Origin of the sequence: Pseudomonas sp. zfem004, from assembly GCF_032621715.1 — a bacterium.
GTDB classification, from domain to species: Bacteria; Pseudomonadota; Gammaproteobacteria; order Pseudomonadales; family Pseudomonadaceae; genus Aquipseudomonas; species Aquipseudomonas sichuanensis.
Genome location: NZ_JAVYJF010000008.1, coordinates 1 through 13,911 on the forward strand (window position 1 = coordinate 1; position 13,911 = coordinate 13,911).

9 protein-coding genes are annotated in these 13,911 nt (G+C 63.0%); 3 read left to right on the plus strand and 6 right to left on the minus strand.

Annotated features, from left to right (window positions below; genetic code table 11):
- Positions 1-61 precede the first annotated feature (61 nt).
- Positions 62-2,281, minus strand: a complete 2,220-nt coding sequence (locus RTH46_RS10765; protein WP_153787929.1) for a primosomal protein N' — start codon at positions 2,279-2,281, stop codon at positions 62-64.
- 169 nt (positions 2,282-2,450) lie between these two features.
- Here RTH46_RS10765 and rpmE point away from each other — a divergent pair, with 169 nt between their 5' ends.
- The 3 genes from rpmE (at position 2,451) to RTH46_RS10780 (ending at position 4,937) form a co-directional block, all read left to right on the plus strand.
- Positions 2,451-2,666 carry a 50S ribosomal protein L31 gene (rpmE, locus tag RTH46_RS10770; protein ID WP_125465915.1) on the plus strand — a complete coding sequence of 72 codons (216 nt, stop codon included), beginning with the start codon at positions 2,451-2,453 and terminating at the stop codon, positions 2,664-2,666.
- A gap of 1 nt (position 2,667) precedes the next feature.
- On the plus strand, positions 2,668-3,489 hold the full coding sequence (locus tag RTH46_RS10775) for a thermonuclease family protein (RefSeq protein WP_316905667.1): 822 nt from the start codon (positions 2,668-2,670) through the stop codon (positions 3,487-3,489).
- Positions 3,490-3,668: 179 nt separating this feature from the next.
- On the plus strand, positions 3,669-4,937 hold the full coding sequence (locus RTH46_RS10780) for a malic enzyme-like NAD(P)-binding protein (protein ID WP_110996568.1): 1,269 nt from the start codon (positions 3,669-3,671) through the stop codon (positions 4,935-4,937).
- A 111-nt stretch (positions 4,938-5,048) separates the two neighbouring features.
- Here the strand turns inward: RTH46_RS10780 and RTH46_RS10785 are convergent, their stop codons facing one another.
- From RTH46_RS10785 to RTH46_RS10805, 5 genes are all read right to left on the minus strand, one after another.
- Entirely contained in the window at positions 5,049-7,241 is a 2,193-nt protein-coding gene (locus RTH46_RS10785) for a lipase family protein (protein WP_316905668.1), read from the minus strand.
- Between the two features lie 6 nt (positions 7,242-7,247).
- Complete coding sequence (locus RTH46_RS10790) at positions 7,248-7,844, minus strand: hypothetical protein (protein WP_316905669.1); 597 nt, start codon at positions 7,842-7,844, stop codon at positions 7,248-7,250.
- Between the two features lie 187 nt (positions 7,845-8,031).
- Positions 8,032-8,856, minus strand: a complete 825-nt coding sequence (locus RTH46_RS10795; protein WP_316905670.1) for a DUF4123 domain-containing protein — start codon at positions 8,854-8,856, stop codon at positions 8,032-8,034.
- Positions 8,853-10,913, minus strand: a complete 2,061-nt coding sequence (gene tssI / locus RTH46_RS10800) for a type VI secretion system tip protein TssI/VgrG (protein ID WP_316905671.1) — start codon at positions 10,911-10,913, stop codon at positions 8,853-8,855. The genes RTH46_RS10795 and tssI overlap by 4 nt, the downstream gene beginning before the upstream one ends.
- Positions 10,914-11,294: 381 nt before the next feature.
- Positions 11,295-13,745: a penicillin-binding protein 1A gene (locus RTH46_RS10805; RefSeq protein ID WP_371923729.1), complete on the minus strand. Its 2,451-nt coding sequence runs from the start codon at positions 13,743-13,745 to the stop codon at positions 11,295-11,297.
- Positions 13,746-13,911: the final 166 nt, after the last annotated feature.

A 13,911-nucleotide genomic window follows, 5' to 3' on the forward strand; every position in this document is an offset into this window, starting at 1 on the left:
GGGYTKCCCCGCGATGGGCTCAATCGCGGGGCAAGCCCGCTCCCACGGACCGCTTGAACTCTCAGTACAGGTCCACCGGGTCGACATCCAGCGACCAGCGCACTTGCCGCCCCGAAGGCATCTGCTCCAACACTAGCAACCAGGCACTGATCAGTCGATGCAACTGAGCCCGGGCATTGGCCTGGAGCAACAGTTGCGCGCGGAATCGCCCCGCTCGTCGCTCCATGGGCGCGGGCACCGGGCCCAGCAGCTCGATGCCATGCAGGCCCTGTTCGGCCAGCACGCGCTCGGCGGCGGCGCAGGCTTCGTCGAGGAAGCCTTCGGCCTGGCCGGGCTTGTGCGCATCGGCGCGCAGCAGGGCCAGGTGGGCGAACGGCGGCAGGCCGGCTGCGCGGCGCTCGCTCAGGGCCTGTTCGGCAAAGGCGAAGTAGCCCTGTTCGGTCAGTTGCACCAGCAACGGATGGTCGGCCAGGTGGGTCTGCACGATAACCTTGCCCGGCTCTTCGGCGCGCCCGGCGCGGCCCGCCACCTGCACGATCAGCTGGGCCATGCGCTCGCTGGCGCGGAAGTCGCCGGAGAACAGCCCGCCGTCGGCATCGAGGATCGCCACCAGGGTCACCCGCGGGAAGTGGTGCCCCTTGGCCAGCATCTGGGTGCCGACCAGGATGCTCGGCTGGCCGCGCTGGATGGTGGTGAACAGGTTGTGCATGGCGTCCTTGCGCGAGGTGCTGTCGCGGTCCACGCGCAGGATCGGGTAGTCGGGGAACAGCACCTTCAGGCGTTCTTCGGCACGTTCGGTGCCGGCACCTACCGGGCGCAGGTCGACGTGGGCGCATTGCGGGCATTGCAGCGGCAGGCGCTCGTCGTAACCGCAGTGGTGGCAGCGCAGCACGGCCGAGCGCTGGTGCACGGTCATGCGCGCGTCGCAGCGCGGGCATTCCGAAAGCCAGCCGCAGTCGTGGCACAGCAGGGTTGGGGCGAAGCCGCGGCGGTTGAGGAACACCAGCACTTGTTGGCCGGCCTCCAGGGTCTGGCGAATCGCTTGCTGCAGCGGGCCGCTGATGCCGCTGTCCAGTGGCAGGCTGCGCACGTCCAGGCGCATGAAGCGCGGTGCGCGCGCACCGCCGGCACGCTGGTTCATGCGCAGCAGGCCGTAGCGGCCGCTGTGGGCGTTGTGCAGGCTCTCCAGCGACGGGGTGGCCGAGCCCAGCAGGATCGGGATGTTCTCCTGGTGCGCGCGCACCACCGCCAGGTCGCGGGCGTGGTAGCGCAGGCCTTCCTGCTGTTTATAGGAGCCGTCGTGCTCCTCGTCGATGATGATCAGCCCCGGGTTCTTCATCGGCGTGAACAGCGCCGAACGGGTGCCGATGATGATGTCCGCCTCGCCATCGCGGGCCGCCAGCCAGGCGTCCAGGCGCTCGCGGTCGCCCACTGCCGAGTGCAGCAGGGCGATGCGTGCGTTGAAGCGTTGCTCGAAGCGCTGCAAGGTCTGCGGGCCGAGATTGATCTCGGGGATCAGGATCAGCGCCTGTTTGCCGGCCTCCAGGGTTTCGCGGATCAGTTGCAGGTAGACTTCGGTCTTGCCGCTACCGGTGACGCCGGCCAGCAGGAACGCGTGGAAGGCGCCGAAGCCTGAACGCACGGCCTCGAAGGCGGCGCGCTGTTCTTCGTTGAGCGGCAGCTCCGGCTGGGCCAGCCAGTGCTCGTGACGGGCCTGTGGCAGGTGCCGGCGGGTTTCGACCTCGACCAGCTCCTTGGCCAGCAGCAGGTCGAGGCTGTCCTTGTTCAGGCCGAGCTTGCTAAGCAGGCTGTGGGCCACACCGTGCGGGTGCTGCGACAGCGTCTTCAGGGCTTCGCGCTGGCGCGGCGCGCGGGCAATGCGCGGGTCTTCAAGGCGTGCCCCGGCGGCGACATGCCAGAAGCGCTCCTGGCGCACTTCGGCCGGCTCGCCCTGGCGCAACAGGGTGGGCAGCGCCCAGTTCAGGGTGTCGCCCAGGCTGTGCTGGTAGTACTGCGCCGTCCACAGGCACAGCTTGAACAGCGCCGGCGGCAGGGGCGAAACCGGGTCGAGCAGGGCGCTGGCGGGTTTGAGCTTGTCCGCCGGCACTTCACTTTTGTCGGCTACCTCCACCAGCACACCGATCATTTCCCGGCGGCCGAACGGCACGCGAATGCGCATGCCGGGGGTCAGCGTCTGGCGAGCCATGCTTGCGGTGGCCCGGTAGTCGAACAGGCGACGCAGGGGCGAGGGCAGGGCAAGGCGCAGGATGACGTCGGACACGCGGAAGGTCTCTGGAGGGCGTTTCACAAATCAGGCGAGCCTAGCAGACGACGGTCGGTGCAAGCGACAACTTGCGCTGGCGTCGCGCTCTGGTATTATTCGCCGCCTAATTACGTGCGGTATTCAACAATAGGTGTTGGGTGGCGGCACGCAGCTCGAGGAAGTGACCATGAAAGCAGATATTCATCCGAACTACGAAGTAGTTGCAGTCACCTGCAGCTGCGGCAACAAATTCGAAACCCGTTCGACCCTGGCCAAGCCGCTGGCGATCGACGTGTGCTCCCAGTGCCACCCGTTCTACACTGGCAAGCAGAAAGTCCTGGACACCGGTGGTCGCGTACAGAAGTTCGCCGATCGCTTCGGCATGTTCGGTGCCAAGAAGTAAGATGCGCATGGCGAAGCCTTCGGGGTTCGCACTGTTGCAGAAGAAGGCGTCCCTTGTGGGCGCCTTTTTTGTGGGCGCGATTTGGCATTTGCCGGCCCTGGCCTTCTGCCCGTTGCCGGACAGCCCGCAGCAGGTGGCGGTGCGCCATGTGGTCGATGGCGATACCGTTCGCCTGGTTGATGGCCGCAGTGTTCGCCTGATTGGTATCAATGCCCCGGAAGTCGCAGGTAAAGGGCGGCCCAGAGAGCCCTATGCCGACGCGGCCAAACGCCGCCTGCAGGCGTTGATCAAGGCCAGCGATGGCCGGGTCGGGCTGGTGCCCGGGGTTGAGGGCAAAGACAAGTACGGGCGCACCCTGGCGCATATCTACAGCCGTTCTGGCAACAATCTTGAAGCACAACTGCTCAGCGAGGGCTTGGCCTACCGCATTGCATTTGCGCCGAATACGCGCCTTGCCGGGTGTCAGCAGCAAGCTGAACAGGCAGCGCGCAAGGCGCGTCTGGGGCTCTGGCGGCAATCGCCGGTGCTGCGTGCACGGGATGTGCGCCAATCCGGTTTTGCGCTGATCAGCGGCAAAATCAATGGCATCGAGCGCAATAGCGGCGGTGTCTGGCTGGAGTTGGACAACAGCGTGGTGGTGCGGATCCCCGCCCGTCTGCAGCGCAACTTCCCCGCCAGCTTCTTCGCTAACCTCAAGGGACGCCAGGTCGAAGCGCGTGGCTGGGTGCTGGATCGTTCCCGCAAGGGAGGGCTCAAGCCCGGGCAGCGACGCTGGGTGTTGCCATTGACCGATCCGAGTATGTTGCAGCCTGCCTCTGGCTAAATAGTTGTAGACAGTTTGCTATTGGATTGTACACACTAGGCTTTCGCAAGCCCCGTGGGTTATAGCGTAAAGTCGTAGGCCAAAGGCCTTGACACTAGTGACCGGGCAGTCTTGTCGCCCCCCGGCACTTTGCGTATCCTCGGCGGTCCGTCAGAACAGTAAATAGCGGAATGCCCATCATGTCAGACCTGAAAACCGCCGCTCTCGAATACCACGCCCAGCCCCGTCCGGGGAAACTGAGCGTCGAGCTCTCCAAGCCCACCGCCACTGCCCGTGACCTCGCCCTGGCCTACAGCCCAGGCGTCGCCGAACCGGTGCGCGAGATTGGTCGTGATCCAGAGCTGGCCTACAAATACACCGGCAAGGGCAACCTGGTTGCGGTGATTTCCGACGGTACCGCGATCCTCGGTCTGGGTGACCTGGGCCCGCTGGCCTCGAAGCCGGTCATGGAAGGCAAGGGTGTTCTGTTCAAGCGTTTCGCCGGTATCGACGTGTTCGACATCGAAGTCGAATCGGAAAGCCCACAGGCCTTCATCGACACCGTTCGCCGCATCTCCATCACCTTCGGTGGCATCAACCTCGAAGACATCAAGGCACCTGAGTGCTTCGAGATCGAGCGCACCCTGATCGAACAGTGCGACATCCCGGTGTTCCACGATGACCAGCACGGCACCGCGATCGTTACCGCGGCCGGCATGATCAACGCTCTGGAAATCGCCGGTAAAAAGCTCGAAGACGCCAAGATCGTCTGCCTGGGCGCCGGCGCTGCCGCCATCTCCTGCATGAAACTGCTGGTGAGCATGGGCGCCAAGGTCGAGAACATCTTCATGATCGACCGCAGCGGCGTGATCCACGCCGGCCGTGACGACCTGAACCAGTACAAGGCCCAGTTCGCCCACGCTACCGACAAGCGTACCCTGGCTGACGCCCTGGACGGTGCCGACGTGTTCGTTGGCCTGTCCGGCCCGAACCTGCTGAGCGCAGAAGGCCTGAAGTCGATGGCGGCCAACCCGATCGTGTTCGCCTGCTCGAACCCAGATCCAGAGATCTCCCCGGAGCTGGCTCACGCCACCCGCAGCGACGTGATCATGGCCACCGGTCGTTCCGACTACCCGAACCAGGTCAACAACGTACTGGGCTTCCCGTTCATCTTCCGCGGTGCCCTGGACGTTCGCGCCAAGCGCATCAACGAAGAAATGAAGATCGCCGCCGCCGTCGCCCTGAAGGACCTGGCCAAGCTGCCGGTGCCGAAGGAAGTCTGCGACGCCTACGGCGTACAGGCACTGGAATTCGGCCGTGAGTACATCATCCCGAAACCACTGGATGCACGCCTGATCACCGTCGTTTCCGATGCCGTGGCCAAGGCCGCCATCGAGTCCGGCGTGGCGACCCTGCCGTATCCGAAGCACTACCCGCTGAAAAGCGTGGATGACGTGTTCAACGGCTGATTCAGCCGTAGCGTCATGAAAAAGCCCCGGCTCGTGAGAGTCGGGGCTTTTTTGTTTGACTGGACACTTATCAACCTTTCAAAAGGCCGCGCGCACGCATCGGGCCCTTTTTCATATCAAGTTCAGAGGGTCAGACGGATCGCTCTCGGAATCGAGCATGGCTAAGATCTCGTCGAAGGACACTTTGATTACCGGCGGCTCGCTTGAGGGAAGTTCGGCGGGGGCCATGGCAAGCTGCTCTTCGCGGTTGTTCACGTCATGGGTGTGCCAACGGGCGAGGAGGGTTTCGAGTTCTGGGTGGTTGGCGAGCGAGCCGTAGACCTGGGCTGCGGTGACGGTGGTGGTGGCGAGCGCAGAGAGTCGCGTCAGGGTGGCTTCGAGTCGGCGGCGTTCCTCGTGCATGATTTGCAGCCGACTTTCATGTTGGCGACGGTGTGGGTCCGCATGCTTGATCGACGCCTGCATGCGCTGGATCTGTTCATCGAATGAAACCAGCATTGCGCGGATCAGCGTCAACTCACGGCGGGTGACCGGGGGCGTGTTGGCCTGCAGGACCTCTTGATGGCGGCGCAACGCGGCCCAGCAGGCGGGAATATAGGCCACCATGAAATGGTCGCCGACACGGAACAACTGATCCATGAAGGCCATGCGTTCGGGCAGGCCGTGCTCGTGACGCAGCATGCGGTCGCACAGCGCTTGCTCGGTGATGGTCTCGCAGCCCGGCGTCCATAGCACGGCGGACTGGCGGCCCGGTGCGAAGGGAATGCTCATGAAATGGCGCAATTCGCCATGGTGCTCGTAGGACTCGGCTAGTTCGAAACCGAGGCTGGTGAGCACCGTCTTCACGCCCAGGGGCGCTTGCATATGGGCCTGTGCGATATCCTGACGGACCCGCTCGAAGGGCCGGTGCATCCAGCTGGCGGGGACACTAGGGACCGGGTCGTTGTCGTTGACGATGCGGTGATGGACCAGGTCGGCGGCGCCTCGCATGAAGGTGGCGTCGCCGGCGCGAGGGGCGCCGTAGGTGTAGAGCTGGATGTCGATGCCTTCCACTTGGCGACGAAGCATTTCTGCCAGAAGTAAAGCGACCGCACCGCCGAGGCTGTGGCCACAGATGACCAGTTGTTGACCCGTGTAGAACCTGTCCATGTACTCCCGTGCGAAAGCGTATGCTTGCGTAGCGGACCCATAAAATCCTCGATGAACTCGACCTGCCCCTTCACGAAATTCGACCTGTAACGCATCAAAATCTCGAAGTGCATCGGCCATGAATTCGCTGGTACCCCGGACTGCTATCAAAATTTGATCTGATGTGTGAGTGGCAAATGCTTGGGTATCCGTCGCGTTGAACTTGTTTCGATCATCAAGAAAATGAAGCTTGGCGGGGTGCTCTTGAAGGTCTTCCCGACTCGGATGGTTGTAGGGATACAGGTCGGGATCAAAAGGCGCGATCTCCCACCGCTGCGAGTACGGTACTTCTTCATAGAACGGGTAGAACGACTGCGTCAGTTTTGTATCGACCCTCCAGATCTCCCTGAATGCACTTAGCGATTCGGCAAACCAGTTGCCTACACTGGGCTCATGGGGGAAGCTGACTGTCGATGACCGGACTGGGTGCCCGTCCGGTTCTTGTCCGAACGGCGAATAGCTCAGCGTGGCCATGAGTGCCAACTGATACATGTTCAGCACGCAAAAACTTGGATCCTTCGAAAGCACCAACCGCAAGGCGCGCAGGGGGCGGACTTCCAGCACCGTGTGCTGGTTGGGCCGCAGGCACACACCGTGGGCACCATGCCCGCGCATGAGTTTCTTGGCGTATTCCTCAGGAGGAAAGTTAGACTTCGTCGCAGGAGGTAGATGACAGGTGTGCTGGACAAGGTCACGCACCTCCACTTGGAGAAATCGATCACACTTCGCGTAAGCAGGATTGTCTTCGGTTCGCGAACCATTCGTTTTTTTAAACTGCGTATCTTCCGCTCTAACCTGCAAATCCGTTATTTGCAGTGGATAAAATTCTCGATCAATAAAACCCTTATATAGCTTATCAGTACCACCAAAGAGCGTAGAGAATTTTATAACTAGCCCGCCGCTGTAGTGCCTCGAAATAACAGCGTTCCCTTCAATATCCAGCACGCCCGTGTGGGTTATACCCTCCCGGTCGATCGCTTCATAACTCAATCCTGCGTATGGCTCACCTCGCCCAAATTCGTCAACCAATTGAAAGCTGGTTCTACAGTCCTCTATAGGGCACGCAAAAATCTTGGAATTAATAGGCGACGACAGCTCATCAAGAAGCTCCTTCATAACGCTCTACTCCTTACAGCCTGGATGTATCGTGCAAACCTCGCCGTTCGGACCGGTGAAGTGGCTGAAATTTGATGTGTTTCCATCGCAAAATGCATAAGGATCTTCAAAGCCATCCCCCATACACCTCTTCCATCCATTAGCAAACTGAACCCACCTATTTCGCTCGCCCGGTTTTTCCTCATCAAGTAAACGAATATTCATCTTTATGGTTTTTCCCGGTAATTGATCCAGTGTATAGACGGCATACACTACATCCAAGCCGACCTCCCCGCGGCTTGCGTCCTGCCTGCAACTCAATCCCTTTGACAGCTGGCGTTTCTTTCCCATCGTTCTAAATCTCCAATAGCACTCACCATAGAAAGTATCCTCATCGCTTTTTGTGAGTGTTCGTTTATTCTTACCTTCATATTGCGAGTAAACAGTCAGGCCGGCGCGTGTGTAGCTATCCGTTCTGTCTACAGGGGTGGCATCAGACCATCGAGCAAATATTTTAATATCGATTTTATCCAAGACCATCTGACACCCCTTTATCAGGGTGCGTATTGGTATTTTTATTTCCGGGTTATATTCGCCCAGCCAAGGCCGGTTGAATTCCGGCATGGTTCGCCTCCAATCCGTCACAGCACAGTTGGTACCAGGCTCAGGCTCATAGAGCACGCCCGCCCAATAAGAAAAGTTTGGTGGTAACTCTCCCACCAATGTGAACGAATTCGGTTGCCATTCAGAGCAGCTGGTCTGCAACAACACGGCCGCTACAACAAGTCCTCGTTTCCTCCAATAGTTCATTTCACTTTCTCCCTTGCTCTAATGGCGCAATCCGTCGCACCCGCTGAAAATGTGCCTCGGGCGTTTCCTCCGGCCACCGCGCCCACTCCTCACCGACCCTGAACCCCGGCGAACGCAGGCTGCTGAGCAACAGGAACTCCAACTGCGCGGACGTCTCCCACCCCCAGGCCTTGGCCTGTTCCAGCTGCCGCACAAGCCAGGCCTCGTGGTCCTGTTCGCTCGCCAGTTGCAGATAGCGTTCGTAGTCATGCCGGACCAGGTAGCGATCAGCATTCACAAGCAGCGTCACCTCGGCAGCAGGTGTCGGCACCTGTAGCCAGGCCGGCTCGGAGGGCACGGGATAGCTCCCCGGTGCCGGGTTATCCACCACCCGCCATGCATCCGTTTGCCAGTAACAGAGGCTGATGGTCGGCCCGAGGTAAGCGGGCAGTTCAGCCGGCGCCAGGACATCCAAGGCACGCGCCAGTACGCGGTTGTCGTGAAAGCGGTACAGCCCAGGCCCGACCATCAGCCGCGCCCGCCAGTGGCTGAGCCAGGCCTCCCATTCGCCAGGGGCTATGCTGGCCAGCCAACCCCAGTGCGCCTGTGGCGCCGAGAGGTCCGCGCCCGCCAACCGCAGCTCGCCATCGCCCACCCGGAACGCGGTGGGGCCAGCGCTGGCCAGTTGGGCTGCTGGTGTCTGGCTGTAAAGGGCGCTCCAGCGGTCGCTGCCCAAGGCAGCCATCAGCTCGCGAGGGGTCGCTGCTTCGCCATCCAGCAGCAGCACGACTTCGCGCCCCAGGGCACGCTGTGCGGCCGTCCATTGCCAAAGGTCATGGCCGCTCATCGGACACCTCCTGCCGGCAGGCACTGGCCATTGGCGCAGGCCTCGCAGAGCGGGCAAAAGTCCTGGTCGGCCTGCTTGCTGGCGGGCACCAGCGCCAGCATCACCGGCGCCACCACCTTGGGTAACGCGGCCAATGTTTGGCTGCCAACCAGTTCAGGCGGGAGTGGTACTACCGACTGGTTGGCCGCCGGCGTGCCCCCCACCTGGATCGGGCTGCTGGCAAAAATACCGGCGCTGTTGATCACCAGGTGCTGCCCGCCAACCTTGAGGCTGATGCTGGCCCCGCCTTCCACCACCACCTCGCCGTCCGCCGACACTTGCACCTGGCGCCCGGCATGCTGCACCAGCACCGTGCCCACGCGGGTCTGGCTGCCCTGCTCGACCACCAGGTGGTCACTAGCCCGCACCAGTACCTTGCGCTCGCCGCCCACGCTGCGCTGCTCGTCGGCTTCCACCGTGACCAGGCTGTCGCCCCGCACCAGCAACTGGCGGTGGCCGCCGATCTGCACGTGGCTGTCGTTGCCCACCTGCTGCTCGAAGTCGCGCTGGGCGCGCAGGTACAAAAGCTCCTGCCCGGCGCGGTCTTCCATGGCCAGCTCGTTGTAGCCACCGCCGCCACCCAGGCTGCGGCTGCGCAGCACCGTGCGGCTGCGGTATTCGGGCAGGGCATAGGGTGGCGGGTGCAGGCTGTCGGGCAGGCAACCRSTGACCACCGGCTGGTCGGGGTCGTTGTCGAGGAAGCTGACCACCACCGCCATGCCGACCCGGGGCAGCGTGACGGCGCCRTGGYTRTCGCCCGACCAGCTGGACATCACCCGCAGCCARCAGCTGCTGTGGGCGTCGTTGCGGCCYTCGCGGTCCCAGTGGAACTGCACCTTGACCCTGCCCAGGGCGTCGCAATACACCTCCTCGCCGGCCGGGCCGGTGACCCTGGCCACCTGGCTGCCGGGAACCTGCGGCCTGTGATGGGTGAGCGGCGGGCGGAACAGCAGGTCCCAGGGGGTGGCGGTGAATGTGTTGCTGTAGCGTTGCACGGCATCGCTGGGCTCGGCGTGTTCTTCGAGCACCTGGGGCTGGCGCCCTTTGTGGTGCATGCTGGTCAGCAGCCACAGGTCGTTCCACGGCTCGCGCGGGTGGTCGGTGAGTTGCAGCAGGTGGCCGCTGAGCAGATGCGGGGCGTCACTCGCGCCCTCGGCCTGGCAATGGTTGGCGCGGCAACGTTGCAGCGCCCGCTTGCTCAGCGAGCCGCCCAACTGCTGGTCGAGGGTCTGGCGCAGGCCGCCGGGGTAGCTGTAGTGCTCAAGGGCCAGCTCCTGGGCCGCGTCGCTGCTGCTGGGRTAGGCCAGCGGCAAGGCGGCCTTGCGAAARTCGTGGTCGCGCAGTTCCACCTGGTTGACTGCAGTTCGCACCCCCACGCCGAAGCGGCTGACCACCACCTTGTCGGCCTGCAGGCCTGAAGGTGGGTGAAAGCCCACGRCMGGCCCGAGGCGRGGGAAATGYGACTGRTGATCGGCAAACAGSACGCGGTGGCCCAGGCGCGAATGGCGGAAGTGGTAGTGGATACCGTCTTCCTGRCACAGCCGCTCGATGAACGCCAGGTCGCTCTCGCCGTACTGCACGCAGTAGTCACGGGGTGGGTAAGGCTCTTCGAGGAGGAACTGATAGCTGTCGCTGAACAGCCCGTGCTCACCGAGCACCTGGCCAACGATCTGCGCCACCGTGCGCTGCTGGAACACCCGGTGGTTGTGGCGCAGGGCCAGGCGCGACAGGCGCGGCTGCAGCCGGGCGTGGTAGTGGGTGAGCCGCGCGCCGATAGCGCCCTGGCGAAAACTGCTGATGACGCCATGCACACCGGCGCCTTTGTCATCGAAGGCGAGGAAGGCCGGCTGGTTGAGCATGGGTTCGAGCGGCAGGCGAGGGTTTTCGCTGACCAGCTCGATATCGAAGCTGAAAAGCTTGCTGATGGCGTCGTCGCCGTCGAACGCCAGTACCTGAAGATCGTGCTGAACCGCCGGCACGTGGAAGCGCAGGCGCTCTGTAGGTGTTGAGTCGAACATCCGTTGTCCCTTGTCATGTCAGTCTGGCAAGGGCTTGCGCAGCGTCGCCCCGCCAGGGGAAAAGTTGCCAAGCTAGCGGGGTTTCTCAACGGAAGATGCAGGACCCCTCCGTACGCTTGTAGGACGATTCCGGGCAAGGTGTCGGGTATATCTAGGCAGCCAGGTCGAGGGTGCAAGGCGTGCATCCGGCTGCAGGTGCTTGTCGGGACGTTCAACTGCGACAAGGTGCTGAACCGTTGAAACGAAAGAAGACGCCAATGGCGTCTTCTTTGTATTGCTGGGGCCGCTTGGCGGCCCTTCGCGGGGCAAGCCCGCTCCCAGAGGGATCGCGCTAGCTTTAGTAGTTGAGCAAGGCAGTTGCTCCTACACGGGCATCGTCTGTCAGAACAGATCCATCGGCGCCGCTTCATCCGCTGGCAGCGGGCTGCCAGGCGCTGCACCATTACCCAGCTCATCCACCGATGGCGGCGAGTCCTCGGCCTTGAACAGCTCGAAGTAGGCGTTCGGCGTGCTCGGGGTGGCCGCGCGGCCGCTGATCGGGTCGACCCTCAGGCTGAGAATGCCTTCCGGCTCGGCCGGGGTGTGTTCGGGCTTGCCCTTGAGCGCCGGGCCCATGAAGCCCATCCAGATCGGCAGGGCCACAGTGCCGCCGTACTCGCGGCGGCCCAGGGTTTCCGGTTGGTCGAAGCCTACCCACACGGTGGTGACGTAGTCGCCGTTGTAACCCGAGAACCACGCGTCCTTGGATTCGTTGGTGGTGCCGGTCTTGCCCGCCAGGTCATTGCGGCCCAGGGCCAGGGCGCGGCGGCCGGTGCCGCGCTTGATCACGTCCTGCAGCATGCTGGTCAGGATGTAGGTGGTGCGGCCATCGATGATGCGCTCGGCGACTGCCGGGGTTTGCGGTGCGGGCGCTACCTGGCCGAAGGCGGAAGGGGCTTCGCCCGGCATGGCGGTCACGCTGATCGGCTGTTCGGGCGCGGCAAGGCCGGCCTGGTCCTCGCTGCCTTGCGGCACGCGCGGCGGGTTGGCGGTGAACAGCGTTTCGCCGCTGCGGCTATCGATGCGCTCGATCAGGTATGGGCTGATCTTGTAGCCGCCGTTGGCGAAGGTACTCCAGCCGGTGGCGATCTCCATAGGGGTCAGGGTGGCGGTGCCGAGTGCCAGCGACAGGTTGCGCGGCAGGTCCTGCTTGTTGAAGCCGAACTTGGCGATGTAGTCGATGGTGCGGTCCACGCCCATGGCCTGCAACAGGCGGATCGACACCAGGTTGCGCGACTTGTACAGCGCCTCGCGCATGCGGATCGGGCCGAGGAAGGTGTTGGTGTCGTTCTTCGGTCGCCAGACCTTGTCCAGATATTCGTCGACGAACACGATCGGGGCGTCGTTGACCAGGCTGGCGGCGGTGTAGCCGCTGTCCAGCGCAGCGCTGTAGACGAACGGCTTGAAGCTCGAACCTGGCTGGCGCTTGGCCTGCATGGCGCGGTTGTAGTTGCTCTGCTCGAAGGAGAAGCCGCCGACCAGAGCTCGGATCGCGCCGTTATACGGGTCGAGGGTCACCAGTGCGCTCTGGGCGCCAGGCACCTGGCTGAACTTGAGCTTGCCGTCTTCCAGGCGCTGCAGGCGCACCAGGTCGCCAACCTGGGCGACATCGGCCGGCGACTGCGGCGAGCGGCCCTGTGCGTTGCTGTTGATGTACGGGCGGGCCCACTTCATGGTGTCCCAGGTTACGGTCTCTTCCAGGCCGCCGCGGGTCATTACCTTAAGGCCGGTTTTCTCGACCTGGGTGACGATGGCCGGCTCCAGGCCGCCGAGGGTGCGCTGCTTGCCGAGTTCCTGCAGCCAGGCGGCGCGGGCCTTGCCCGGGAAGCGCGCTTCGGGGCCGCGGTAGCCGTGGCGTTCGTCGTACTCCGAGAGGCCGTTGAGCACCGCGTTGTTGGCCATCTGCTGCATGTCGCTGGGGACGGTGGTGTAGACGCGGAAACCTTCCGTGTAGGCATCGCTGCCGTAGCGGCCGACCATTTCGGCACGCGCCATTTCGGCGACATAAGGGGCATTCACCTCTGGTGTCGGCACGTGGTAGCTGGCGTTCAACGGTTCGGCCAGGGCCGCCTGGTAGCTGGCTTCGTCGATCTTGCCGAGCTTGTACATACGCCCGAGGATCCAGTCGCGGCGCTCCTTGGCGCGCACCGGGTTGGCCAGCGGGTTGAAGCGTGACGGCGCCTTGGGCAGGCCGGCGATCATGGCCATCTGCGCCAGGCTGACGTCACGGATCGACTTGCCGTAGTACACCTGCGCGGCGGCATCGATGCCGTAGGCGCGGTTGCCCAGGTAGATCTTGTTGACGTACAGCTCGAGGATTTCGTCCTTGGTCAGTTCGCGTTCGATCTGCAGGGCCAGCAGGATTTCGTTGGTCTTGCGCGAGAAGCTGCGTTCGCTGCTGAGGAAGAAGTTCTTCGCCACCTGCATGGTGATGGTGCTGCCACCACTTTGAATGTGCCCGGACTTGACCAGCTGCGTGGCCGCGCGCATCAGGCTGCTGGGGTCGACGCCATAGTGATTGAGGAAATTATCGTCCTCGGCCGACAGCAATGCCTGGATGAACTGTGGGGGAATTTCCTGGAACTTGATTGGCGAGCGGCGCATTTCGCCGAACTCGGCGATCAGCTTGTCATCGCTGCTGTACACCCTCAGGGGGATTTGCAACTGGACGCTTCGCAGCGAATCGACCGACGGCAGGCTGGGGCTAAGATACAGAAACGCACCGCTCACACCGAGCACGAGCGCGCAGATGACTGCGACGAAAGACCACCAGAAGAACTTCAGCAGGCGTATCAAGGCTTTTGGGTGTCCAGGTTGAGGAGTGGAGGGCGCGGGGCCGGCGGACAGGAAAAAACGCTGGGCATTATAAGCATTTTTCGCCCCTTCGGGTGACCGGCCGGGGTACTGCGATGACCGCCCACGCGGCAAGCGCACGGGCTTTGATGACAGGGAAGGCACA